Annotated in this window: 23 protein-coding genes; 5 read left to right on the top strand and 18 right to left on the bottom strand. The window is 63.5% G+C overall.

From position 1 onward, the window contains the following. Nucleotides 1-102 precede the first annotated feature (102 nt). The 8 genes from CK227_RS20660 to CK227_RS20625 all read right to left on the bottom strand — a co-directional run bounded on the left by CK227_RS20660 (nt 103) and on the right by CK227_RS20625 (nt 9,571). On the bottom strand, nt 103-465 hold the full coding sequence (locus tag CK227_RS20660) for a nitrile hydratase accessory protein (protein ID WP_179295870.1): 363 nt from the start codon (nt 463-465) through the stop codon (nt 103-105). Further along, entirely contained in the window at nt 434-1,093 is a 660-nt protein-coding gene (gene nthB / locus CK227_RS20655; RefSeq protein WP_095773058.1) for a nitrile hydratase subunit beta, read from the bottom strand. Before nthB ends, CK227_RS20660 begins: the two co-directional genes overlap by 32 nt. Beyond that, nucleotides 1,090-1,707: a nitrile hydratase subunit alpha gene (gene nthA, locus CK227_RS20650; RefSeq protein ID WP_095773059.1), complete on the bottom strand. Its 618-nt coding sequence runs from the start codon at nt 1,705-1,707 to the stop codon at nt 1,090-1,092. Before nthA ends, nthB begins: the two co-directional genes overlap by 4 nt. Before the next feature lie 78 nt (nt 1,708-1,785). Next, complete coding sequence (locus CK227_RS20645) at nt 1,786-4,947, bottom strand: efflux RND transporter permease subunit (RefSeq protein ID WP_095773060.1); 3,162 nt, start codon at nt 4,945-4,947, stop codon at nt 1,786-1,788. Beyond that, a complete protein-coding gene (locus CK227_RS20640) occupies nt 4,944-6,206 on the bottom strand; it encodes an efflux RND transporter periplasmic adaptor subunit (RefSeq protein WP_095773061.1) in 1,263 nt (420 codons plus the stop codon). Before CK227_RS20640 ends, CK227_RS20645 begins: the two co-directional genes overlap by 4 nt. A gap of 213 nt (nt 6,207-6,419) precedes the next feature. Continuing rightward, nucleotides 6,420-7,016, bottom strand: coding sequence for a LysE family translocator (locus tag CK227_RS20635; RefSeq protein ID WP_095773062.1), 597 nt, complete (start codon nt 7,014-7,016; stop codon nt 6,420-6,422). 119 nt (nt 7,017-7,135) lie between these two features. Next, entirely contained in the window at nt 7,136-7,711 is a 576-nt protein-coding gene (gene ilvN / locus CK227_RS20630; protein ID WP_095773063.1) for an acetolactate synthase small subunit, read from the bottom strand. Nucleotides 7,712-7,789: 78 nt separating this feature from the next. Beyond that, nucleotides 7,790-9,571, bottom strand: coding sequence for an acetolactate synthase 3 large subunit (locus tag CK227_RS20625; RefSeq protein ID WP_095773064.1), 1,782 nt, complete (start codon nt 9,569-9,571; stop codon nt 7,790-7,792). A gap of 516 nt (nt 9,572-10,087) precedes the next feature. Between CK227_RS20625 and CK227_RS20620 the strand changes: the two genes are divergently transcribed. Next, the gene (locus CK227_RS20620) at nt 10,088-11,890 is read left to right on the top strand and encodes an NAD(P)/FAD-dependent oxidoreductase (RefSeq protein WP_095773065.1); all 1,803 of its coding nucleotides are present in this window, start codon (nt 10,088-10,090) and stop codon (nt 11,888-11,890) included. Nucleotides 11,891-12,168: 278 nt separating this feature from the next. Here the strand turns inward: CK227_RS20620 and CK227_RS20615 are convergent, their stop codons facing one another. After that, entirely contained in the window at nt 12,169-12,753 is a 585-nt protein-coding gene (locus CK227_RS20615; protein ID WP_095773066.1) for an HD domain-containing protein, read from the bottom strand. After that, on the bottom strand, nt 12,750-13,901 hold the full coding sequence (locus tag CK227_RS20610) for a gamma-butyrobetaine dioxygenase (RefSeq protein ID WP_095773067.1): 1,152 nt from the start codon (nt 13,899-13,901) through the stop codon (nt 12,750-12,752). The genes CK227_RS20615 and CK227_RS20610 overlap by 4 nt, the downstream gene beginning before the upstream one ends. A 118-nt stretch (nt 13,902-14,019) precedes the next feature. On the opposite strand from CK227_RS20610, the gene CK227_RS20605 reads away from it, so the two are divergent. Continuing rightward, nucleotides 14,020-14,907 (top strand): LysR substrate-binding domain-containing protein, encoded by an 888-nt coding sequence (locus CK227_RS20605; protein ID WP_095773068.1) that lies wholly within the window; start codon nt 14,020-14,022, stop codon nt 14,905-14,907. A 76-nt stretch (nt 14,908-14,983) separates the two neighbouring features. Here the strand turns inward: CK227_RS20605 and CK227_RS20600 are convergent, their stop codons facing one another. Then, nucleotides 14,984-15,292, bottom strand: coding sequence for a hypothetical protein (locus tag CK227_RS20600; protein ID WP_095773069.1), 309 nt, complete (start codon nt 15,290-15,292; stop codon nt 14,984-14,986). Between the two features lie 4 nt (nt 15,293-15,296). Beyond that, a complete protein-coding gene (locus tag CK227_RS20595; protein ID WP_095773070.1) occupies nt 15,297-15,860 on the bottom strand; it encodes an XRE family transcriptional regulator in 564 nt (187 codons plus the stop codon). A gap of 154 nt (nt 15,861-16,014) precedes the next feature. Here CK227_RS20595 and CK227_RS20590 point away from each other — a divergent pair, with 154 nt between their 5' ends. Continuing rightward, complete coding sequence (locus CK227_RS20590; RefSeq protein ID WP_095773071.1) at nt 16,015-17,847, top strand: ATP-binding protein; 1,833 nt, start codon at nt 16,015-16,017, stop codon at nt 17,845-17,847. A 208-nt stretch (nt 17,848-18,055) separates the two neighbouring features. Here CK227_RS20590 and CK227_RS20585 read toward each other — a convergent pair whose 3' ends face one another. Together CK227_RS20585 and miaA are read right to left on the bottom strand one after the other, a co-directional pair. Continuing rightward, nucleotides 18,056-18,847, bottom strand: coding sequence for a GGDEF domain-containing protein (locus tag CK227_RS20585; RefSeq protein WP_095773072.1), 792 nt, complete (start codon nt 18,845-18,847; stop codon nt 18,056-18,058). A gap of 105 nt (nt 18,848-18,952) precedes the next feature. Further along, nucleotides 18,953-19,918 carry a tRNA (adenosine(37)-N6)-dimethylallyltransferase MiaA gene (gene miaA, locus CK227_RS20580; protein WP_095773073.1) on the bottom strand — a complete coding sequence of 322 codons (966 nt, stop codon included), beginning with the start codon at nt 19,916-19,918 and terminating at the stop codon, nt 18,953-18,955. On the opposite strand from miaA, the gene serB reads away from it, so the two are divergent. Next, a complete protein-coding gene (gene serB, locus CK227_RS20575; RefSeq protein WP_095773074.1) occupies nt 19,908-20,795 on the top strand; it encodes a phosphoserine phosphatase SerB in 888 nt (295 codons plus the stop codon). The genes miaA and serB overlap by 11 nt on opposite strands. Next, complete coding sequence (locus tag CK227_RS20570; protein ID WP_095773075.1) at nt 20,792-21,364, top strand: GNAT family N-acetyltransferase; 573 nt, start codon at nt 20,792-20,794, stop codon at nt 21,362-21,364. Before serB ends, CK227_RS20570 begins: the two co-directional genes overlap by 4 nt. A gap of 151 nt (nt 21,365-21,515) precedes the next feature. On the opposite strand, the gene CK227_RS20565 is transcribed toward CK227_RS20570, so the two are convergent. From CK227_RS20565 to hflK, 4 genes are all read right to left on the bottom strand, one after another. After that, nucleotides 21,516-23,030, bottom strand: a complete 1,515-nt coding sequence (locus CK227_RS20565) for a DegQ family serine endoprotease (RefSeq protein WP_095773076.1) — start codon at nt 23,028-23,030, stop codon at nt 21,516-21,518. Nucleotides 23,031-23,179: 149 nt separating this feature from the next. Beyond that, nucleotides 23,180-23,368, bottom strand: coding sequence for a DUF2065 domain-containing protein (locus CK227_RS20560; protein WP_056573074.1), 189 nt, complete (start codon nt 23,366-23,368; stop codon nt 23,180-23,182). A gap of 3 nt (nt 23,369-23,371) precedes the next feature. Further along, nucleotides 23,372-24,337, bottom strand: coding sequence for a protease modulator HflC (locus tag CK227_RS20555; protein ID WP_095773077.1), 966 nt, complete (start codon nt 24,335-24,337; stop codon nt 23,372-23,374). Then, nucleotides 24,337-25,380 (bottom strand): FtsH protease activity modulator HflK (gene hflK / locus CK227_RS20550; RefSeq protein WP_095804204.1); only part of this gene is annotated, 1,044 nt, incomplete at its 5' end. The genes hflK and CK227_RS20555, both read right to left, overlap by 1 nt.

Below are 25,380 nucleotides of genomic sequence, written 5' to 3'. Positions count from 1 at the left end.
AGATAGCCGCCACCATCGATACAAACGGCGGCTAACTCCCCACGCGCAGACTATCAGGCGCAACCAAGAACGTAAAGGGAACAAACGTCGCTCCGCCCGTGATCATTGCGCGGCGTGCGGATCGTTCTCCAGCAGGATCGGCTTGCCGTGCGGCGTGGCATGAGCCGCGCGCTCCCAGGCCTGCGCCATCGCATCGACATCGGATTTGGCGGCCAGCCCCTTTGAGGCAAGCAGGCTTTCCAGCGCCGCCAGCCAATGCTCGTAATAGTCATGGCCATCGCTTGCAGCGCCCGGCTTCTTGACCTCGGCGGACAGGGCCTCCGCCCATTCGCTCCACGAAAACAAGCCCTTGTCGTGCAGTGCCACCGTCATCGCAAAGGCTTCAGCCTGCCATGGTTCTGAAAATACCGGTTCGTCGAACGGCAAGGTGCCTTCATGCCGGCTCAAGATAGCTCTCCCAGGCATCGATCGAAACGGTCAGCGTCGGATCGGCGCCCTCGCCCCAGATCTCCTTACCTTCGAAAACCACCGTATAGACCCATTGCGGGTTTTCGCCTTGCCCATGCGCGTTGCTGTCGGGAAAGACGAAGCCCTCGCGCACCGCCTCGATCTTGCCTTGCCTGCCACGCGCATAGCGCGGCAGCCTTGTGTGGCCGGTCGGGTTGAAATTCTTCGTCCGCACGGGATCGCCGGCCTTGAACCGCGCCGGCTCCGCCATCGGCCGGTTGCAGGGACCGCCCTTGGCCAGCACGGCAGGCACATTTTCCGCCTTCAGCACCCGTTTCGGGGTCGCCGCCGCATCGATCGCTTCGCCCGCCTCGATATCGCGCTCGCTGACGAACCCATGGCGCTTGAGCAGCGTTTCCAGCGCCTTGATCCAGATCTGGTAATAGCTGGAGGAATAATAGTCGGCCGGATGCAGCGATTCCCGCGCATGCCGGCTCTCGTCGATGGTCCAGGCGCCCATGGCGCCGGCGCACAGCGTGACGCCGAGCGCCCGCCTCTCCCATTCGGCGTGGAAATAGGGCTCGTCCTTTTCGGGCGCGACCGGCCCGAACCCCATTTGTCCGCCGAGATCCTGCGGCCCGTTCATGCCGGCGCCCCCTCCGGTGCTTTGGCCAGCGCGGTGCCGATCATCGCATCGCGGCTCACCAGTGCGGCCAGCCGTTCCTCGCTCCAGCCTTCGGTACCCTTGGGGCGCATCGGCACGACGAGATAACGTAGTTCCGCCGTCGAATCCCAGACGCGTATCTTGGTGGTGGCCGACAGCGCCAGCCCGAATTCCTCGAGCACGCCGCGCGGATCGATCACCGCGCGCGACCGATAGGGCGGCGCCTTGTACCAGACCGGCGGCAAGCCAAGAACCGACCATGGATAGCAGGAGCACAGCGTGCAGACGACGATGTTGTGCGTCTCCTCGGTGTTGAACACCGCCTGCATGTGCTCGCCCTGGCGGCCGGTATAGCTCAACGATTCGATCGCCGCCGTCGCATCGCGCTTGAGCCAATCCGCATAGGCAGGATCGCTCCAGGCCTTTGCCACCACTCTGGCGCCGTTGCGCGGGCCGATCTTGGTCTCGTAGGTATCGACGATGACGTCGATCGCCGCCGGATCGATCAGCCCCTTGCGGGTCAGGATGGTCTCCAGCGCCCGCACCCGGGCGGCAAAAGGATCGAGCTCGTTGTCGTGGTCATGATCATGGGACATGGCCGCAAATTACGGTCGCGAGCCGCCGGTCGCAAGCATGACGACTTGGGCCAGCGGAAATCAGCGCCTACTGGCCGGCTATTCGGCCGCCGTCTTCTGCGGCTCGGCCGGGATGTCGTCGTTGATGCCGAACAGCGAGGGCTGTTCGGCATTCCCGACCGCGGGCAACTCGGCCTTGCGCTTCGGCATGAGCCCGGCGAGCCAGCCCGAGAAATTCTCCATGTAGACGTAGATCACCGGTGTCACGAACAGGGTGAGCGCTTGCGAGGCCAGCAGGCCGCCGACAACGGCAACGCCCAGCGGCTGGCGTAGTTCGGCGCTGGCGCCGGTACCGAGCGCGATCGGGAACGTGCCCATCAGCGCCGCAAGCGTCGTCATCATGATCGGCCTGAAACGCATCAGGCAGGCCTTGTGGATGGAGTCCTTGGCCGACATGCCCTCTCGTCGCAATTCAAGCGCGACATCGACCATCATGATGCCGTTCTTCTTGACGATGCCGATCAGCATCAGAATGCCGATCACCGCGATGACTGACAGATCCATGCCGGCGAAGCGCAAGGCAACGACCGCGCCCAGCACCGCCGACGGCAGGCCGGTGAGAATGGTGAGCGGGTGGATGAAGCTCTCGTACAGGATGCCGAGCACGATATAGATCGTCAGGATGGCGCCGCCGATGAGCAGGCCCTGATTGGCAAGCGAATCCTGGAAGGTCTTGGCCGTGCCGGCGAAGGAAGTCGAGATAGCCGTCGGCATGCCGATCTGCTCCTTCAGCGCGCTGATGCGAGCCGTACTGTCGCCAAGCGCCACGCCTTGCGGCAGATTGTAGGAGATGGTCACGGCCGGAAGCTGACCGAGCTGGTTGACCGTCAGGGTGCCCGCCGTGCGATCGACGCGGGCGAAGGCGCCAAGCGGAACCAGGCTGCCGCTTGCCGTCCGCATCTGGATGGCGAGCATCCGCTCGGGCGACCATTCGATCTTGGGATCGAGCTCGGTGATGACTTCGTAGCTGTCGGCCGAACCGAAGATCGTCGAAACCTGGTCCGTGCCGAAGCCGCCATAGAGGGCGGAGCGCAGCGTGTCGGTATCGATGCCAAGCTGGGCGGCCTTGTCGCGATCGACGACCAGCGATGCCTGCAGCGCATTGTTCTGCAGGTCGCTGGTGACGTCGGTGAAGGTCGCATGGTCGGCCGCCATTGCGTCATTCAGTTTCTGCGCCCAGATATCGGTCTGGACGGTATCGAGGCCTTGGACCACCAACTGGTAGGCGCTAGCGGACGACCGCGAACCCAATCTTAGGTTCTGCACTGGCTGCATGTAGGTTTCGATACCCGCCACGCCGGCCAGCTGCTTGCGCAGATCCGCCTGTACCTTCTCGATGTTGGGTCGCTGACTCTTGTCCTTCAACTGCACATAGAGCTGGCCCTGGTTCAATGCATTGTTGCCGCTGCCTGCCGACCAGGCCACATGCGAAACATAGGGCGAATGGGAAAAGACGCTTGCCACCTGGCCCTGCAGCTTTGCCATGGCGTCAAAGGAAATGTCCTGACGCGCGATGGTGGTCACCGAGATCTGGCCGATATCCTCTTGCGGGAAGAAGCCCTTCGGCGAAATCTCGATCAGCCATACAGACATCGCCGCGGTGCCGATGAAGACGAGGAACACCAGGAACGTGTGGCGCAGGCAGAAGCTCAGGACCCGGTCGTAGCCGCGCGTGACGAGATCCCGCTTGTGGCCAGGGGCGTGTGCTTCGCGATCGGCCTTGGTGACCGACAAGAGCCGCGAGCACAGCATCGGCGTCAGCGTCAGCGACACGAACATCGATGCCAGGATGGCGACCGTCACGACCACGGCGAACTCGTTGAAGATGCGCCCGATGACACCGCCCATCAGAAGCACGGGGATGAACACGGCCACCAGCGAGATCGAGATCGAGATGATGGTGAAGCCGATTTCGCGCGCGCCCTTCAACGACGCGTCGAAGGCCGACAACCCATCCTCCTCCATGTGGCGGAAGATGTTTTCCAGCATGACGATGGCGTCGTCGACGACGAGGCCCACCGCCAGCGTCAGACCCATCAGCGATATGTTGTCGATGGAAAAGCCGAACAGGAACATCGCAGCCAACGTGGCAATCAGCGAGATCGGCACCGCCACGGCCGGGATGATGGTCGCCGTCACCCGGCGCAGGAACACGAAGATCACCATCACCACCAGGGCGATGGTCAACAGCAGCGTGAACTGCACGTCGTCGACTGCCTGGCGAATCGAGGTCGAGCGGTCGTTGAGCAGCTTGATCTGGGCAGCGGCCGGCATCTGGTCCTGGAAGGACGGCAGCATCGCCTTGACCTTGTCCACGACGTCGACAGTGTTGGCATCGGGCTGGCGCTGCACGGCCATGATGATCGCGCGCGTGCCGTCATACCAGCTCGCCGTCGTCGTGGTCTGCACCGAATCGACGACGCGGGTCACCTCGCCCAGCCGCACCGGATGGCCGTTCTTAGTGGCGATGATGAGGTTGGAGAACCCCGCGGCGTCGGTCAGCTGGGTGTTTGCTGTGATGGTCAACTGCTGCTTGTTGTTCTGCAGCACGCCGAGCGGCGTATTGCTGTTGGCCGATGCGACCGCCGCCTGCAACTGGTCGATCGAGATGCCGCGCGCGGCAAGCGCTGTCGGATCGATCTGGATGCGCACGGCATATTTCTGCTGGCCGAAGATCGAGACCTGCGCCACGCCGTCGATGGTCGACAGCGACGGCGAGATGACGTTCTCGGCAAAGGCGTCGAGGTCGGTCAGCGGAACCGTGTCGCTGACCAGCGACATCAAAAGGATCGGCGCATCGGCCGGATTGACCTTGCGATAGCTGGGTGGCGACGTCATCTGCGGCGGCAGCGATTTTTGCGTTCGCGCGATCGCGGCCTGCACATCCGCCGCCGCTGCGTCGATATCCCTGTTGAGCACGAACTGGATGGCGATCGAGGTCTGGCCGAGCGAGTTCGTGGTCGAAATGGAATCAATGCCGGCGATGGTCGCGAACTGCTTGATCAGTGGCGTCGCCACCGATGTCGCCATGGTTTCCGGCGAGGCGCCAGGCAGCGAAGCCGAGACGTTGACCACCGGGAATTCGGCGCTGGGCAGTGCGGCCACCGGCAGGAATTTGTAGGCAAACAGTCCGCCCAGCACCAGGGCGAACGACATCAGGAGGGTGGCGACGGGCCTGCGAATACAGAATTCGGAGATCATCGGGCCGCCTCGCCGGCATTGGTTGCCTCAGCCACCTTGGGCGCGGCGGCCGCGGTGCCTTCGTGCACGGCGGCGCCATCCTTCAGCCTGGTCTGGCCTTCCGTGACCACTTTCTCGCCGGCTTTGAGGCCTTGGCTGATGGCGCTGTTTTGGCCTTCGGTCAACGCCACTTGCACCGGCCGCATCTCGACCGTGCTGTCCGGCTTGACCACATAGACGAACGGCCCCTTCTGGCTGGGCTGCACCGCGACGGTCGGAACGGAGGTCATCTGCGGCATGATGCCGGCGTCGAGCACGACATTCACATACTGGCCCGGCCACAGCGAAAGATCCGCGTTCGGTATGCTCGCCCGCGTGGCGATCGTGCCCGAGGCGGTATCGACGCTGGAATCGACGAAATCGAGCGTGCCCTTGCCGATCGGCGTCGGCTCGCCATCCTTGGTCAACGTCACCGCCCCTTGCTGCGGATCGGCAAGCGCCTTGTGCAGCAGCGCAAGGTTGCTTTCCGGCAAGTTGAAGTTGACCTGCAACGGGTCCATCTGGGTGATGGTTACCAGCGGCGTCGAGGTGCTGCTGTTGCCATTGCTGGTGGTCACCAGATCGCCGACGGCAACGTTGACCGCACCCAGCCTGCCCGCGATCGGCGCCGCGATGGTGGCAAAGCCAAGCTGGACATCGTCCGCGTCGATCGTCGCCTTGTCGGCGTCGACAGTCGCGGCCGCCGCCTTCTGTGCGGCCACGGCCTGATCATAGGTCTGCTGCGTGCCGGCCTGCTTGGCGACAAGGTCCTTGGCGCGCTGAAAATCGGAATTCGAACTGGCAAGCAGCGCCTGGTCCTTGGCGAGCGTGGCCTGGTCCTTGGCGAGTTGCGCCTTGAGCGCCCGGTCGTCGAGCGAGAACAGGATGTCGCCCGCCTTCACCATCTGCCCGTCCTTGACGTTGATCGACACGATCTGGCTGGAGACCCGCGCGTTGATGCTGACCACGGCGGGCGAAGAGACGAAGCCGATGGCGTAGCGCCGGATCGGGAAGTCGGCCGTGGTTGCCGTCGCCGAAACGATCGAGGCCGAACGGACGCCGCCGCCGGCCCCCTGCTTGCCCCCGGCTGCCTGCTTGTTGGTTGCCGCCTTGTCCGACGCCGCGACCTGCTTTGCGCCGATGAGTTGCTCAATCTTGCCCAGCGTGTCCGGAGACAGATAGAGCCAGCCCGCGCCCGCACAGGCGACGACAAGCAATGAAACAATGACTTTTCCACGCATCGACAAAGGCCTCTCCGTCCGACACGCCGTAGTCTGGGGTCGTATTCTAGCGCAATCCACGGCTCGTTGCCGCGATTTCGCCGAATAGATAGGACACGCATTTGTTGGAAAAGGGCCAAAACACGGCATTACGAAGATTTAATGTGCACTGCACAATCGGTAGGCAGCGCCGCTATCGCCGCGAGCCGACGCCCATCGAACCTTCGGGGAACCCTATTTCAGCATCGGCCAAAGCGTGGCCGCCAAGAGCACGCCCATGGCGATGTTGAACCATTTCAGTCGCACCGGATCCGACAGAAAGCCCCGCAGTGCCGTGCCGAATCCCGCCCAAACCGAAACGCTCGGCAGGTTGACGATGGTGAAGGCGATCGAGATCAACACCACTGACAGGAACGGGTGCTCGGCATTGGCATAGACAGCCATGGCGGTGATCGCCATCACCCAGGCTTTCGGATTGACCCACTGGAATGCAGCCGCATCGATGAAGCGCATGGGCCGCCCTTTCGTGTCACCCTTGCCGGTCAGCGAGCGCGACATGGCGATCTTCCAGGCGAGATAGAGCAGATAGCCGCCCCCGGCGATCTTCAATCCAGTGTGCAGCGCCGGAAACGCCGTCAACACAGCGCCAAGGCCAAGGCCGACGGCAAGCAGCAGCACCAGGAAGCCCATGCTGATGCCAAGCATGTGCGGAACGGTTCTGGTAATGCCGAAATTCACCCCCGATGCCAGCAGCATGAGGTTGTTGGGCCCCGGCGTGATCGAGGTCACGAAGGCATAGATGAGCAGTGCGAGGAATGCGTCGAATGACATGTTATCCCCCCAGATATGTCAGCATTATTGTCTCTATTTTGCTGGCCGCACAAAGGCCAGCGCCCGGCCACCGATCGAACCAGGCGTTGTAGCGACGGATTCCTTGCGCGGTGGCGTGTCTACATGCCCTGCGGGCCGCGGTTCATGGCCGCCACGCCGGTGCGGCAGATTTCGACCAGGCCAAGCGGCTTCATGATGGCGATGAACTGGTCGAGCTTCGAGCCCTTGCCGGTGATCTCGAAAATGAAATGCTCGGTGTTGGCGTCGATGACCGAAGCACGAAAAGCATCCGCCAGGCGCAACGCCTCGACGCGGGTCTCGCCGGTGCCGGCCACCTTGACCAGCGCCAGTTCACGCTCCAGCGGCCGCTCCTGGCCAAGCTCGTGCGAGCGCACGGTAAGGTCGACCACGCGATGCACCGGCACGATGCGCTCGAGCTGGTGCTTGATCTGCTCCATCACATGCGGCGTGCCGCGCGTCACGATGGTGATGCGCGACAGGTGCTTTTCGTGCTCTGTCTCGGAAACGGTCAGGCTCTCGATGTTGTAGCCGCGCCCGGAGAACAGGCCGATGACCCGGGCAAGCACGCCCGGTTCGTTGTCGACCAGCACGGAGAGCGTGTGATTCTCCGGCCGCTCCGTTTCCTTGGCGATGAAATAGGCGGAGCCGGTCGGTTGAAGGTGCTGTGCGTTCATGGCATGGATCTCGAATTCTTGGTCTGATTGTTTGTTTGCGCACGGCTTCTTTCGACAAGCCCTGCCTCGGCCCGTCGATTACACCAGCTCCCTGCCCTTGGCGTCGATGGCATTGGCCACGGCCTCGTCGGTGGCCTCGTCCGGCAACAGCATCTCGTTGTGCGCCTTGCCCGACGGGATCATCGGAAAGCAGTTGGCGAGGTTCGCCACGCGGCAGTCGAACAGCACGGGCTTGCGGACCGAGATCATCTCGGTGATGGCGTCGTCCAGTTCGTCCGGCTTCTCACAACGTATGCCATGGCCGCCATAGGCCTCCGCCAGCTTGACGAAGTCAGGCATCGCCTCGGTGTAGGAATGCGACAGCCGGTTGCCGTGCAAGAGCTGCTGCCATTGCCGCACCATGCCCATATACTGGTTGTTGAGGATGAAGATCTTGATCGGCGCCTTGTACTGCACCGCCGCGCTCATTTCCTGCATCGTCATCTGCACCGAGGCGTCGCCGGCAATGTCGATGACCAGCGCATCGGGATGCGCGATCTGCACGCCGAGCGCCGCCGGCAGGCCATAGCCCATCGTGCCCAAACCGCCTGACGTCATCCAGCGGTTCGGCTTTTCGAAATGATAATGCTGCGCCGCCCACATCTGGTGCTGGCCGACCTCGGTGGTGATGTAGGTGTCCTTGTCCTTGGTCAGTTCGTAGAGCCGCTGGATGGCGTATTGCGGCATGATCACGTCGTTGTTCATCTTGAAGGCGAGTGAATCGCGCGCACGCCATTTGGCGATCTGCTCCCACCAGGGGTAGAGCGCCTTCTTGTCGGCCTTGGCGGTTGCCCGCCACAGCCGCACCATATCCTCCAGCACCCGGCCGACATCGCCGATGATCGGAACCTCGGTGTGCACGTTCTTGTTGATCGAGGACGGGTCGATGTCGATGTGGATCTTCTTCGAGTGCGGCGAGAACGCATTGAGCCGGCCGGTGATGCGGTCGTCGAAGCGCGCGCCGATGCAGATCATCACGTCGCAGTCATGCATGGCCATGTTGGCCTCGTAGGTGCCATGCATGCCGAGCATGCCGACCCAGTTCTTTCCCGACGCCGGATAGGCGCCGAGCCCCATCAGCGTCGAGGTGATCGGGAAACCGGTGAGGTCGACCAGTTCGCGCAGCAAATGGCTCGCTTCCGGACCGGAATTGATCACACCGCCGCCCGAATAAATGATCGGCTTCTTGGCGGTGGCCATCAGTTCGACCGCGGCCTTGATCTTCTCCAGATCGCCCTGGACCTTCGGCTGGTAGCTGGTGCGCGGCGCGATCTGCGGCGAGACGTAAAACCCCTTGGCGAACTGCACGTCCTTGGGGATGTCGACCACAACCGGACCGGGACGACCCGTGGTGGCGACGTGGAAAGCCTCATGGATGGTCGCGGCGAGCTCGTTGACGTCCTTCACCAGCCAGTTGTGCTTGGTGCAGGGCCGCGTAATGCCGACCGTATCGCATTCCTGAAACGCGTCGGAGCCGATAAGAGAGGTCGGCACCTGGCCCGTCAGGCAGACCAGCGGGATCGAATCCATCAGCGCATCCTGCAGCGGCGTCACCGCATTGGTGGCGCCGGGGCCCGATGTCACCAGCATGACGCCGGCCTTGCCGGTCGAGCGCGCATAGCCTTCGGCCGCGTGGCCGGCACCTTGCTCGTGCCGCACGAGAATGTGCTCGACCTCGTCCTGCTGGAAGATCTCGTCATAGATCGGGAGAACCGCGCCGCCGGGATAACCGAAGACATGCTTGACGCCATTGTCCTTCAGCGCCTGCACCACCATTTCGGCGCCCGTCATCTCGCGCCGCTCACTCTGTCCGTTGCTCATCGGTCTGGTCCCGTACTGTCGCCGCTTGGGCGTTGCCACTTGGGTGTTGTCGGTCGTTTAGTCGTGTTTCAGGCAATAAAAAAGGCCCCCGAGGGAGCCTGTGTGTTGCGCATGGGAGGTTTTCGCCCGGCGGTTACACCGCCTTGCCCACGCGCCTTCCTACGAGAATGAGTGCCTTTTTCATGGTCGCGGACACTACGGGCCGGCAAGGCGCCCTGTCAACGGCAAAAATCTCAACGGCAAAAATCGCGCCGGCGATCAAGGCGCTTTCCAATTCGACAAATGGCCCGTCACGATTTCGCGATGGGCGCCGCATCGTGCCGACACCGCCACCATCGCCCTTCGCAAGAGCGCTCCAATCCGGCTCGGAAACCGCTCTCTCCAGATAAGTCCTTGAAGCCACGCGAAACTATGGTGGGGCGTGACGAAGGCCGTCCTCTCTGCCGATACTTCATCGTCCGGCTTGCAAGTCGGGAGGAGCCACCATGACGGCCTGGATTTCACGGAGGAAAACTTATGCTCGACAAGGCCCCAAGCAAGAAACTGTCCGACCTGCTCGACCAATTCGGCGGAGCCCTCGCCGCCAATGACATCGACAGGGCTGTCGGTTGCTTCCAGGAGGATTGCTACTGGCGCGACCTCGTCACCTTCACTTGGAACATCAAGACCATGGAGGGCAAGGACCAGATCCGCGACATGCTGAAGAGCCAGCTGTCGAAGACAAAGCCGTCGCATTGGGCACTCGCCAAGGGCGAGGACGCGACCGAGAGCGGCGGGCTGATCGAGGGCTGGATCAGTTTCGAGACCGAAGTGGCGCGCGGCTTTGGCCACATCAGGCTGAAGGACGGCAAGATCTGGACGCTGCTGACCACCATGGTCGAATTGAAAGGCCACGAGGAACCGGCCGGCTTCGCGCGGCCGATGGGCGCCAAGCATGGCTCGGGCAAGAACCGTCCGACATGGAAGGAAGAACGTGAGAAGGAAGCCGCCGAGCTCGGCTTCAAGACGCAGCCCTATACGCTCATCATAGGCGGCGGCCAGGGCGGGATTGCGCTCGGCGCAAGGCTGCGCCAACTCGGCGTGCCGACCATCATCGTCGAGAAGAACGAACGGGCCGGAGACAGCTGGCGCAAGCGCTACAAGTCGCTCTGCCTGCACGATCCGGTCTGGTACGACCATCTGCCCTATATCGATTTCCCGAAGAACTGGCCGGTCTTCTCGCCGAAGGACAAGATCGGCGACTGGCTGGAAATGTACACCAAGGTGATGGAGCTGAACTACTGGTCGTCGACCGAGGCCAGGAGCGCCTCCTATGACGACGAGAAGAAGGAGTGGACCGTCGTCGTCCGCCGCGACGGCAAGGACATCACCTTGAAGCCCAAGCAATTGGTTCTGGCCACCGGACAGTCAGGCAAGGCCAATCTGCCAAAATTCAAGGGCATGGAGAGTTTCAAGGGCGATCAGCATCACTCCTCGAAGCACCCTGGCCCCGATGGCTATGCCGGGAAAAGAGCCGTTGTCATCGGCTCCAACAATTCCGCTCATGACATCGCGGCGGCCCTTTGGGAAGCCGGCGCCGACGTCACCATGGTGCAACGCTCGAGCACCCATATCTGCAGATCCGACACGCTGATGGAGATCGGACTGGGTTCGCTCTATTCGGAGCAGGCGCTGCAGAATGGCATCACCACGGCCAAGGCCGATCTTATCTTTGCTTCGCTGCCCTACAAGATCCTGCACGAGTTCCAGATCCCGGCCTATGCCGAGATGAAGAAACGCGACGCGGCGTTCTACAAAGGGCTGGAGAAGGCCGGTTTCATGCTCGACTGGGGCGACGACGAATCCGGCCTGTTCATGAAGTACCTCAGGCGCGGCTCCGGCTATTACATCGACGTCGGCGCCTCCCAGTTGATCATCGATGGTTCGATCAAGCTGAGGAGCGGCGTCGACGTCGAAGAGATCAGGCCACATTCGGTTGTGCTGAGTGACGGATCGGAACTGCCTGCGGACCTCATCGTCTACGCCACCGGCTACGGCTCGATGAACGGCTGGGCCGCCGATCTGATCTCGCGCGAAACCGCCGACAAGGTCGGCAAATGCTGGGGCCTCGGCTCCAACACCACCAAGGATCCAGGCCCCTGGGAAGGCGAATTGCGCAACATGTGGAAGCCGACGCAGCAGGAAGCGCTATGGTTCCACGGCGGCAATCTGCACCAGTCGCGCCATTATTCGCAGTTCCTGTCGTTGCAATTGAAGGCCCGGCATGCCGGCCTGCCGACGCCGGTCTATGGGCTGCAGACGGTGCACCACAAGGGATAGAAGGCCGGGTGGCCAGCTGTAGCCGGGCCGCAGGGAGGTGCGGCAAATGCCGCGCCTCCAGAATGCATCGCTATGCGCGCGGAATGTCTGTGACGCCGAGCGTTTCGGACCGGCTCGCCGGATCGAGAAGACCAAGCTTGCCAACAGCGGCACTGAGCTGCACCGGGGGACGCCTTCAACACGCCAGCGCTCCCGGCAATTTTCAGGCCTATGTGGCGTCACCGCCCCTTGCCCGTCGAAGCAGTAACATGGCTGTCCCCTCCGGTGATGATCCGCCGTCAGGCGCGGTTGCTGAATTCGTGCACGACACGCTGCAGCAGCGGCACGTAGTCGCGAAGCGCCCGCGTCTTCATGTTGGCGACCTTGCCGCCCTCGTCCCAGATACGGACCCGCACCGCTTCCTCGTGGAACGGGTTCTTGCGGAACTCGGCCACCTCGTCGGCGCTCATCGGTCCGCCCTGCAGCGACAGCGTATGGACCGAAGCCGGCGACAGCCTGGAGAAATAGGCCGGGTCGGTGGCGCAGAGATAGCGCTTGGCCGCGACATGCAGCCTCACGCATTCGACGATGATCGGCGGAAAGAACGGCGCCAGCACCTCCCCGCCGGCCTCGTCATGATGCTTGTCCTCGACATCGTCGGGCGAATAAGTGCCGAACTCGCTGGTGTAGTGGCCGATGTCGTGCAGCAGCGCCGCCGCCACCAGCACTTCGGGCGCACCATCCTGCTCCGCCAGCCAGGCCCCCTGCAGCATGTGCTCGGACATGGTGACGGGCTCGCCGAGATAGGATTCCGCGCCCCGGCGCTCGAAAATGTCGGCAATAAACTCGACGATATTGTCCGCGTTCAAATCCTGGCCGCTCATTCGGCGGCCTCCTTGAAGCTGTGCTCGATCGCCGCAAGCGTCGACAACAGGCCGTCCTTGTCGGCGTAGCAGCCCTGCAGCCAGCGCTTGCCGGTGCCCGAAAACGCCTTGCGGGCATGCATGACGCGCGTGTTGTCGACGATGAAGGCTTGGCCAGGCTGAAGCTTGAACGTCACTTCGAAGGCGGGATCCTCGATCAGCTCCGCGAACCGGCGATAGGCGGCATAGTAGGCGTCCATATCGGCGAACGGCACGTCGACCACAGGCGCCAGCGAACGGTTGTTGAAGCGGATGCAGATCAGCTCGCCATCCGGTCCGAGTTCGATCATCGGCCGCTTCGCCTGCAGCCGCACGCCGGACGAGCCGGCATATTCGAAGCGCGCCGGACAGGAACTCAGCAGCCGGAAGCCCTCAGGGTTTTCCGCCTGCAGCGCGGCCGCAACGGCAAAGCCGTCTACGACGCTGGACTCACCACCCTCCACCGTATTCTCGACACAGGCCAGGATCTGCAGCGTCGGAACCGGATCTCGATAGGGATTGTCGGTGTGCGCCTGGAGACCGAGATTGGTGTAGGCGAGATTGTTCGGATTGACCTCGGCGCGCACTTCGAACCAGCGGCCGTAATTGGTCTCCCTGATATAGCCGAACAGGTCGGAGACCTTGCACAGCGCCCCGGACTCCGCCGGCAGTCCGTCCATCACCGCAAAGCCGTAGGTCCTCACCGCCGAAAGCCATTCGCGCAGGATGCTGCGGCCGTGAAAGGCCGCCTTGTAGCTGGCGCGCGGCACCGAATTCTGCATCGTCGCCTTGGTCCAGCGCTGGATGATATCGCCCGTCCAGCCGGGTTCGCGAAGCTCGTCGCGATCATAGGCGTTGGCGCTCAACCATTGAGCGGGAAAGCTGACCGTTTTTCCTTCCGGCACGAAGCTGATTTCCAGCGCGCCGCCCTTGATCGCGGCAGCCCCAATCCTCGTCTCGGCTGGAATGTCGAGGATGGTGATCAGCCGCTGGCCATTGCCGGCGCTGCGCGTCTTGTCGTCGAGCGCATTGTCGCGCAGCCACATGGCGTGAAAGCGGGTGCGCCTCCCACCCTGCCAGCCAAGTTCGATCGTTCTGCCTTCGTCGCCAATCAGCGCGTGGGTGAGCATGGATCCGTTCCTGTCCTCTACGCCCCGCGGCCCGGTCCGCAGGGTTTCGATTGCATGTTGGCCATAAGAAAGGCATAACTCAAATTATCATTTTTCGGTCAAAGGCCACAAATTTATAATGCCTCGGAAACCCATTCCCCCTCTCCCTCCCCTCGACTGGCTGCGCAGTTTCGAGGCCGCGGCGCGGCTGTCGAACTTCACGGCGGCCGCGGCCGAACTCGGCCTGACCCAGGCGGCCGTCAGCCAACATATCCGCCTTCTCGAGGAGCGGTTGAAGGCGCGCCTGTTCTCGCGGCTGGCGCGCGGCGTCGCGCTATCGCCGGAGGGCGCCGCCTATCTGCCGCACATCCAGTCGGCCTTCGCCACCATCTCCAGCAGCACGACGGAACTGTTCGAGCCGCGCGCTGTCCAGACCGTCTCGATCAGGGTGCCGATCTCCTTCGCCTTGCTGATACTGGTCCCGGCGCTGCCCGATCTCGCCCAGGCGCTGCCGCGCATCCAGCTGGATCTGGTGACGATCCATCGGCCAACCGACTATGATTTGCCGGGCTCCGCGCTCGACATCCGTTTCGGCAACGGCTCCTTTCCCGGACGCGAGGCCGACAGGCTGACTGCCGAGCGGCTTGTGCCGGTGGCAAGTCCGACCCTCGCAGGTGGCGCCGACTGGACAGCTCTGCCGCTGCTTCTGGTCGCTGGCGCGCGCGAAATGTGGGCGGAATGGTTCACGGCTGCTGGACTGGCCGGCCACCCCCAGCGATCGCATCGCTTCGACAGTTTCGTCGCGGCGATGGAAGCGGCGAGCGCCGGCGCCGGCGTGCTGCTGGGGTCGCGGCCGCTTGTCGACGCAGCGCTCAGGAACAGGAGCCTGGTGCCGCTTTCCGATTTCGAGCTCTCCAGCAGCTCAGGTCATTTTCTGACCAGCGCATCGACCGCGCGCCTGACCAGTGCCGAACAGGAATTCCGCCAGTGGCTGCTGGGGCACCGGTCCAGAAAGGCCCCGGCGTGACCGGCACTGTCTGGCGCGATGTGGCGCCGACACGCTTCCAGCAAATCAGCGTGCCGGCCAACCCGCCATGCCGGCGTCAATCGAGACGGCGCACGCGGCGCCGCTTGCGCGCGGCCTTGATGGCGCTGATGCGCTCGGTGTCTTCTTCCCGGAGATGCCGTCCACGCTCGAGGATCTCGAGCGTGTATTCCTCATAGGTCAGGCCCAGCCGCTCGGCCTTGTCCATGCGCATCAGCATGACTTCACGGCTCGGCGCCTTCCATGCCTTGGCGTGCGCGGCCTGCCAGGCCAGGAAAATGTAGGGATCGCCCTTGCCCCAGGGCGGCCCCTTATACTCATCAAGAGGCGGCCCCCCGTTGTGGGAGCGCTTTGGCCGTCTCGCCATGATCTCAGCCCCTGACCAGCGCGACGAGATAGTCGGCGCCCGCCTCCAGGGCATGAAAGGTGCAGTCCGACGGCGCGCCGAGCGCCAGGCAGTCGCCGGGTTCGAGCTTGTGCACCACATCGCCCTCGGTGAATTCGAGCCGTCCGGAAATCAGCCAGATCTGCTGCTTGATGAAGGCGTAGGAAGCCGCCGGCAGACTGACCCTGGCGCCAGGCGGCAGATGCACCTTGATCAGTTCGAGCGGCATGTCGCCGGCCGGTGACAGATGCCGCCTGACATAGCCTGTATCGGGATCGCGCCACACCGGCTGATCGGCCTCGCGCAGCAACCCGCCGCCTTGCAATTCCGCGCGCGCGATGAGGGTCGACAGCGTCATGCCGAAAGCCGCCGCGATGCGCACCAGAAGGGCCGCCGTCGGGCTGGTCATGCCGCGCTCGATCGTGCTCAGCATCGCCTTGGAAACACCGGACCGCTCGGCAAGCTCGGCCAGCGACCAGTCCCGCATGACCCTCTCGGCATGGATCCGCCTGCCGATGGTCGAAGAAATATCGTTCGCTATATCATCCATTCGTCCATCATAGCGAAAGACAAGGATTGGTGAAGAGCCGTTTCGCGACAATTTTCGCCAGGCGCTTAATCCTCTCTACACCATCCGACCTCATCCGGCCTTAACCCCATTCCGGTAGGGTCTGATGTCAAGGGAAATGGGGATTGGCCTGTCCATGTATGTCGAACGCGAAGCTTCCGTCGGAGAACCGACATCGCAGGAGCGCCGCAACGCAGAGCAGAACGACCGGCGCATTCTGGGCAATGTCGTGCAATGCGACGGCGCGCGCGCCACGATCGCCGCCTATGCCGATGACGTCGACGGCGCGGTGACCGGCCTTTGGACGGTCGGCAAGATGATCTCCATCAATTTGGGCACGACGCGAACCGTTGGCCTGGTCTATGGCATCGGCAAGTCGGACCGCGCCTGGAGCAATGAAGGCCAGAACGCCATCGAGGTCAGCATCGAGCTGATCGGCGAAGTGCGCGATGGTGCCGAGCCCGGCGCCAAGCCGGTCTTCGACCGCGGCATCACCGCCTATCCGCATATCGGCGCGATCGCGCACCGCATCCGCAGCCGCGACCTGCAGGCCGTCTACGATCTCGCCGGCCGCCATTCCATCACCATCGGTTCGCTGTCGCAGGACGAGGCGATCGCCGCCAACATCGCCATCGACGACACGCTGGCGCGCCATTTCGCCATTGTCGGCACCACCGGCGTCGGCAAGTCCACCGCCGTCTCGCTGCTGCTGCGCAAATCGATCGCAGCGCGGCCTGATCTGCGCATCCTGATCCTCGACCCGCACAATGAATTCGCGGCGTCGCTGCCGGAATATTGCGTCAAGGTCGATTCCAAGACGCTCGACCTGCCGTTCTGGATGTTCAGGCTCGAGGAATTCGCCGAGGTGTTGTTTCGCGGCCGTGAAACGGTGCCGGAAGAGATCGACGCGCTGCGCGACCTCATTCCGCTGGCCAAGGGCCTCTACCGCAACCCGAATTCAGGCGCCTATATCAGGCGCGGCAACGATGCCCTGACCGCCGATACGCCGGTGCCTTACCGCATCGCCGATCTGCTCAAGCAGATCGACGAGCGCATGGGCATGCTCGAAAGCAAGAACGAGCGCCCGACGCTCAAATCGCTGAAGACGCGCATCGAATCGGCGTCCGCCGATCCGCGCTATCGCTTCATGTTCAGTTCGCGCCTGATCGAGGACACCATCCACGAGACGATCGGCAACATCTTCCGCGTGCCGCATCACGGCCGGCCGGTGACCTGCTTCGAGATGGCCGGCATGCCTTCCGAAGTGGTCAACTCCGTCTGTTCGGTGCTGGCGCGCCTGGCCTTCGACCTCGCTCTGTGGAGCGAGGGCAAGCTGCAGCTGCTATTGCTGTGCGAGGAAGCGCATCGCTATATGCCGGCCGATCCGCGTCTCGGCTTCGCGCCGACCAGGCACGCGCTGTCGCGCATCGCCAAGGAAGGCCGCAAATATGGCTGCTATCTCGGCGTCGTCACCCAGCGCCCCGGCGAGCTTGACCCGACCATCCTGTCGCAATGTTCGACCTTCTTCGCCATGCGGCTCGCCAACGAGCAGGACCAGGCGATCATCCGCTCGGCCATCGCCGACTCCTCCGCCTCCACGCTTGCCTTCCTGTCGTCCATGGGACAGCGCGAGGCCATCGCCTTCGGCGAAGGCGTGGCGACGACCATGCGGCTGAAATTCGAAAGACTGCCCAGCCACCTGCTTCCCGGCGCGGCCAAGCGCGAACAGATCGAGTCGCCAAAGGCCGGCGATGATGTCGACCTGGTGGCGATCGTCGAGCGGCTGCGCAACGTGCCGAAACCGACGCCGCAGGCGATGGCCTTCGCCGAAGTGGTCGATTCCGGCCGCCAGGCCGGCGATCCCGATTACCGCAAGCCGGCAACCGGCCGCGCGCAAGCGGACGACGATTTCGACATGCGCTACGGCCTGAAGCCCGCCACCTTCGGCCTGCGCCCCCAGAACGACTGAGCCTGCAACTTTCTGACGAAGAGCGGCACCAGCTTCGAAAGGCTCGACGTCGAACCAGCTTGGGTAAATCCCGAAAGGGAATTCATCAGGCCGGATTGAATGGCGCGGTTTTCGAGAAGCCGGAGCGGAGCGGACACTCAGTCCGTGAGCACCGGAAGTCGAGAAAGCCGCGTCAGGCAACCGGCCTCATGAATTCTTCTTCGGGTTTTTAGGCGCAGACGCGGTTGCGGCCCTGCCTCTTCGCCTCATAGAGCTGGCGGTCGGCGCGGCGGTAGAACTCCTCGGCCGTTTCCTTGCGGTCCCAGACGGCAAGGCCGACGCTGGTGGTGATCTTGAGCCGGACGTTGCCCGAAAGGATCGACATGTTGGCTACCGCCTTGCGGATGCGCTCGGCGAACTTGGCCAGCAACTCCGCCTCCATGTTGGGCGTGACCACGGCAAACTCCTCGCCGCCCAGCCGTGCCACCACGTCGTGGAAACGTGTCATGTCCTTGAGGCAACTGGCGACGGCCCTGAGGACCTCGTCGCCGACATCGTGGCCGTGCGTGTCGTTGACCTGCTTGAAATGGTCGAGATCGAGGATCATCAGCCCGACCGGCTTTTCGATGCGGCGGAACTCCTCGAGATATTCCTTAAGCGCATCGTCGAAATAGCGTCGGTTCTGCATGCCGGTCAGGCTGTCCGTCAGCGCGGCGTGCTCGAGCGTTTCGGAGCGAGCGCTGAGCGAAACCGTCATGGCGCGCAGCTTGCCTTCTTCCGTCGCCTGTTTGCGGATCAGCGGATAGATGAAGAAGATGCCGAAAAACAGCGCGGTCGCAAGCAGCACGCCGGTCGCGAACAACAGCTTGTTGAGGTAGATGACCTTGTCCTGGCCCGACTGCGCATGGAGTTCCGTGGCGAAGGATTGCAAGAGCCCATAGGCGTGCAGCGTCACCAGGCCAGCGGCCAGGATCACGAAAATAAAGACGAAAAAAGCGGATTCCGCCTTATGGAAACGCATCTGCTCCCCAATGGAAAAGTGCCCATCGACCTTATGGCACGGACCGCCTTACGGAGCGTTAATCCCGGCAACTTCGGCGCGAACCCTTCCGTCATGGTCGACTTTTTAGGTTGCATTAGCAACAAGTGTTTGGATCGTGGTTTCGAGATTGTCACCGGGGTGCAATCTCTGCCATTCGGGCCCCAGCTGGTGGCGAAACCAGGTCGCCTGCCGCTTGGCGTATTGCCGGGTTGCAATCTTGGCGCGCTCGATTGCTTCGGCAAAGCTCAACTCTCCAGCCATCGCCGCCTGCAGGTCGCGAACGCCGATCGCCTTCATTGCCGGCAGATCCGGATCAAGGCGAAGGGCCGCAAGCTGCCTGACTTCCTCCAGCGCGCCCTTGTCTAGCATCTGGTCGAAGCGCCTCTCGATGCGATCGACCAGCGCGGCCCGATCCGGCTCGATGACCAGGAAACGCGCCGTCTGCCTGTCGATGAGCGGCCGGCCGCGCTCGGCCTGCCATTCCAGGATCGATCGGCCGGAGGCGTCGAGCACTTCGAGCGCCCGCACGATGCGCTGGCTGTCGGTTGGCTTGAGCTGCATGGCGGCTCTCGAATCCTCGCGCAGCAGCAGGCCGTGCAGCTTGACCGCGCCTTGTTCCTTCAACTCGTAGCGCCAGCGGTCGCGGATGCGCGGCGGAATGTCAGGCATTTCCGAAATACCCTCGGCCAGCGCGCGAAAATAGAGGCCGGTGCCGCCGACGAAGACCGGCCGCCGCGACAGTTCGCCATCGTCGATGAGTTTCATCACGTCGCGCAGCCACGCGCCCGTCGAATAGGCGGTCGCGGGATGGACGTGGCCGTAGAGAAAATGCGGCACGCGCGCGAGGTCGCCCGGCTCCGGGCGGGCGGTCAGCACGTCGAGCACCGAATAGCCTTGCATGGAATCGGTGTTGACGATGACGCCGCCTGCGCGTTCGGCCAGGTCGAGCGCCAATGCCGACTTGCCGCTGGCGGTCGGCCCGGCTATCAGGATCACGTTCTTCACGCGACCTTCGCCCGCATCCGTGCCGGAATCCTCTATGCCGCTCATTGCCACGCTTGTTTCCCGTCCCGCTGACCGCGCAGTATCGCCGTCGCTTGCGAATATGGCCTCGCGGTCGGTGGGCGCAAGCACTGTCGTCTGGCTGGCCGAAGGCATTGCCTGCGATCTAGCCCTGCCGCAAGCGGCCGACACCGCCAATACCACGGCTGCCCTGCGTGCCGCATTGGCCGCGGAACCGGTCGACGTGATTGTCCAACAGGCCGAAACGCGCCGCAAGAAAATCCTCATCGCCGACATGGATTCGACCATGATCGACCAGGAGTGCATCGACGAGTTGGCCGACGAGATCGGCCTCAAGGAGCACGTCGCGGCGATCACCGCGCGATCGATGAACGGCGAGATCGCCTTCGAGCCGGCCCTGCGCGAACGCGTCGCGCTGTTGAAGGGGCTCGAAGCCGCCATCGTCGACCGCATCGTCGCCAATCGGCTGACATTGGCCTCGGGCGGCCGCGCGCTGGTGCAGACCATGCTTGCTAATGGCGCCTGGGCGGCGCTCGTCTCGGGCGGCTTCGAAGTGTTCACGACCCGCATCGCGGCCATGCTCGGCTTTCAGGAGAACCGCGCCAACCGCCTGCTCGAACAGGATGGGCGCTTTACTGGCCTGGTCGGCGAGCCGATCCTCGGCCGCGCTGCCAAGGCCGACGCGCTGCTCGAAATATCCGCACGCCTTGGCCTGACGCCGGCCGACGCCATCGCCGTCGGCGATGGCGCCAACGACCTCGACATGATCCGCCTCGCCGGCACCGGCGTCGCGCTGCATGCCAAGCCGACCGTGGCGGCGCAGGCCAAGGTTCGCATCGACCATGGCGACCTCACCGCATTGCTCTATCTGCAGGGCTATCGCCAGGAAGAGTTCGTCCAATGAAACCCATGCGCACCGAACGCCTCATCCTGCGCAATTGGGAAGAGCGTGACCGCGAGCTCTTCCATCGCATCAATTCCGACGAGCGCGTCATGGAATTCTTCCCGTTCCGTCGTGACCGTGCCGCCGCGGACGCCAAGATGGACGAGGTCCGCGCATGGATCGATGAGGACGGCTATGGCTTCGCCGCGGCCGAGATTGCCGCCACGGGCGAGTGCATCGGTTTTGTCGGCCTGTCTGGAACAGAGGATATCGACGTCCTGCCCGCCGGCACCATCGAGATCGGCTGGCGGCTGGCGCCCGAATTCTGGGGCAAGGGCTATGTCACCGAGGCGTCGCAAGCCTGGCTGGCTTACGGTTTCGAAACATTGGCCGTCGAAGAGATCGTCTCCTTCGCGGTCGCGGGAAACCACCGCTCGACCGCCGTCATGAACCGCCTCGGCATGACAGCCGATCCGGCGGCCGACTTCGACCATCCCGGCATTCCCGACAGCCATCCAAAGCTCAAGCGGCATGTGCTCTACAGGCTTTCGCGCGAGGACTGGCAGGCAAGAAAAAAGGCGGCCGGTTAGAGCAATTCCAGGAAAAGTGCGAAGCGGTTTTCCCGGGAAAAGCGCATAGCGCTTTCCCTTGGGAATTGCTTCAAAACAAAAGCATAGAGCATTTCACCGTTTCCGTGTGAAATGCTCTATCCGCCTTTTTGAAAATCGCCGGATTGAAATCTCAATCCATCCGGATCGTCACGAAGCGCAACTCGCCGGTCTTCGACGCCAGCATCAGGAGCGCGTTCTTGCGGCCCTGCTCCTTCAGCGCGCCGATCCGGTCCATGACGTCCTTGGGCGTGGCGACCGATTCCTGCGCGATCTCGGTAATCACCTCGCCCGGCTGTATGCCGCGTTCGGCGGCGGCCGAATCCTTGGCCACGTCGGTGATGACGACGCCGGAGACATCGGCGGCGATGCTGAACTTCTTGCGCGTCTCGTCATTGAGTTCGCCGACGGTCATGCCGAGCACCGAGGCGGTCGAAACGGCCGGAGCCTTGTTGCCCTTGTCCTGGTCAGTGTTGCCGTTCTCGCCGCTGGCAAGCTTCTCGCCATCCTCGAGCCGGCCAAGCGTCACCTTCACCGTCTGCTCGACGCCCTTGCGCACGATCAGCACGTCGACGGCCTTGCCGACGGGGCTTTCGGCGACGACGCGCGGCAGGTCGCGCATTTCATGGATGTCCTTGCCGTCGAACTTGATGATGACGTCACCGGCCTGGATGGTGCCGTTGTCGACCGGGCCGCCCTTGATGACGCCGGCGACCAGCGCGCCCTTGGCGGTCGCCATGCCGAGGCTTTCGGCGATGTCGTCCGTCACCGGCTGGATGCGCACGCCGAGCCACCCGCGCCGCGTCTCGCCAAACTGGCGCAACTGGTCGACGACGCCCGCGGCAAGCTGCGAGGGAATGGAGAAGCCGATGCCGATCGAGCCACCGGACGGCGAAATGATCGCGGTGTTGATGCCGATGACTTCGCCGGCGCTGTTGAACAGCGGTCCGCCCGAATTGCCGCGATTGATCGCCGCGTCGGTCTGGATGAAATCGTCATAGGGGCCGGAATTGATGTCGCGGTTGCGCGCCGACACGATGCCGACCGTCACCGTGCCGCCGAGGCCGAACGGATTGCCGACCGCCATCACCCAGTCGCCGACGCGCATCTTGGTGGAATCGCCGAACTTCACCGCGGTCAGCTTGTGGCCTTTCGGATCGACCTTCAGCACTGCGACGTCGGTCTTGGTGTCGGTACCGACCAGCGTCGCCTTCAGCGTCACGCCATCGGAGAAGTTGACCTCGATGTCGTCGGCGTCGGCGATCACGTGATTGTTGGTGACGACGATGCCTTGCTCGGCGTCGATGACGAAACCGGATCCCAGCGACTGCACTTTCTGCGCGCTATTGTCCTTGTCGCCGCCGCGGTTCTTGAAGAAATCGTCGAAGAAATCCTGGAACGGCGAGCCCTCGGGAAGCTGCGGCATCGGCACCGCGCCTGGCCCCTCCGTGCCCTTCACCGTCTGCGAAGTCGAGATGTTGACCACCGCGCCGAGCACGCCCTGCGCCAGGTCAGCCACCGAAGCAGGCCCATCGGCCGCGAAGGTCGGCGCCACGAAGGACGGGACGGCGACGGTGCCGACGAGCAGCGCTGCCGTGCCGGCGATGAAGGTCCGCCGCGCCGCGCGCAAAAGGAGTGTGGATGTCATCGAGAAGCCTCCCGGTCTTTCTGAAAGAGAAAGCGCAACGGCGAAAACACCGCGTTGCGCTATGTTGGCAAAAAATACGGCACGTTTGCGGCTACGACTATCGGCAGAGGATTAATCCTCCGTTTTGCCGCGGACGAATAACGGCCATCTCATCCGCCCCGCACCAGCCAGACGATGCCGACACCGATGGCGATCGCGACCAGCCCGGCGATCCGCAATGCGTTCTCCGGCATCGACAGCACCTCGCCGGCGAGCTTCCGCGCGAAGCCGGGAAAGCCGCCATAGACCAGGCCCTCTATGACGAGGACCAGGCCTATCGCCGCGAAAAAGTCCTGCACCCGCTATTTCTGGCCGGTGCTGGGTTGTGTCGTCGGCGCGGCGGGCGCCGTTGCCGGGGCGGCGGGTGCCGCCGGTTTCGCCGGCCCTTCCTTGCTATCGGGATCGCGGAAGTAGCGGAAGAACTCCGAACTCGGCGACAGCACCATGGTCGTCCCGGTGTTGTCCAGCGCCGTGCCGTAGGCATTCATCGACCGGTAGAAGTCGAAGAAGGCCGGGTCGCGCTTGTAGGCGTCCGCGAAGGTAGCGCTGCGCTGGGCTTCGCCCTCGCCGCGCAGGATCTCGGATTCCTTCTGCGCTTCGGCAACGATCTCGACCACTTCACGATCGGCCCGCGCCGTAATGCGCTGTGCCGCCTCGTTGCCGCGTGCCCTGAGCCGGGCGGCCTCGGCCAGACGTTCCGCCTTCATGCGATCGTAGGTCTGCTGTGAAACCTCGGCCGTGAGGTCGGTGCGGCGGATGCGGACATCCTCGATCTGCAGGCCGAGCGAGGTGGCGTCGGGCCGGAGTTGATCGCGCACCTCACGCATCATCACGGCACGCTGTTCCGAGAGTGCCGCCTCGAAGTCGCGCAGGCCGTAGACGCGGCGCAAGGCAGCGTCGAGACGCGTCCTCAGCCGCGCCTCGGCCAATTCGATCTGACCGGACACGGCGGCACGGAAGACGCGCGGATCCGAGATGCGATAGGCGATGAAGGCATCGACCTCATAGAACTTGCCGCCCGACACCTGGACGCGGATGTTGTCGAGGTCGAAGCGCAGCACCCTGTTCTCGATCAGTTGCACCGTATCGGCGTCGAAGAACGAGAACGGCGCCTTGAAATAGATGCCGGGCTCGGTCTTGACGTCGACGATCTCGCCGAACCTCAACACCAGCGCCTGCTGGCGCGCATTGACCACGAAGACCGAGGAATAGATCAGGAAAAGCACGACCGCCGCGATGACGACGAAAATGGGAAGACGGTTGGCCATCACTGTGTACCTCCCGTGTTCGCGGCAGGCGCGGCCGGAGCCGGCGGTTTCGCCTGCAATGCCGGCAACGGCAGATAGGGCACGACACCTTGTCCGTTGCCTTGCTCGACGATGACCTTGCTCGAGTCCTTCAGAACCCTCTCCATGGTTTCCAGATAGAGACGCTTGCGGGTTACATCCGGCGCCTTGGCGTACTCGTCATAGACCGAGATGAAGCGCTGGGCCTCACCTTCGGCTTCCTGCACCACACGGTTCTTGTAGGCGGCCGCGTCTTCGCGGATCTGTGCCGCCTGGCCGCGCGCCTGGCCGAGCTTCTGGTTGGAATACTGGTTGGCCTGCTCGACGAACTTGTCCTCGTCCTGCTCGGCACGCTGCACCTCGTCGAACGCATCGGCCACTTCGCGTGGCGGCGCTGCATCCTCGATCGATACGGCGTTGACGTTGAGACCGGCCTTGTAGCCGTCCAGCGTCGACTGGATGATTTCGCGCACCGACGCCGCTATGCCCTGGCGGTCGTCGCGGAAGATATCCTGTGCCGGCCGGCGGCCGACGGCTTCGCGCATGGCGCTTTCGGCAACCTGCCGCAGCATGCCGTCCGGATCCGAGACGTCGAACAGATAGGCCCGGGGATCGGAGACCTGGTAGGCCACCGAAAACTGCACGTTGACGATGTTCTGGTCGCCCGACAGCATCAGGCCGTTGCCGCTGGTATTGCCGCCGCCAATGTCGACGAGCTGCTCGGAAATCTTGGCCGTCTCGACGGTTTCAAGCGGCCACCAATGGAAATGCAGGCCAGGTTGTGAGAGTTCGGGCTTCGGCTTGCCGAAACGCAATTCGACGGCGACCTCGTCGGGCTGCACCGTGTAGACCGCCTGGAATGCCCACAGAACGACCAGCACCGCGGCAATCAGCCCGAACACTGCCGGACTGGCGCCACCGCCGCCGGGCAGAGCGCGCCGCAGCCGGTCCTGGCCGCGGCGGATAATGTCTTCGAGGTCCGGGGGCGAGCCCTGTGGGCCGCTTGGCCCCTTGGGCCACTGCCC

It is taken from the genome of Mesorhizobium sp. WSM4308, assembly GCF_002294905.1.
Taxonomy (GTDB): domain Bacteria; phylum Pseudomonadota; class Alphaproteobacteria; order Rhizobiales; family Rhizobiaceae; genus Mesorhizobium.
Note: the sequence above shows the minus strand (reverse complement) of the source record. Positions and strands in the feature narration are given on the sequence as shown.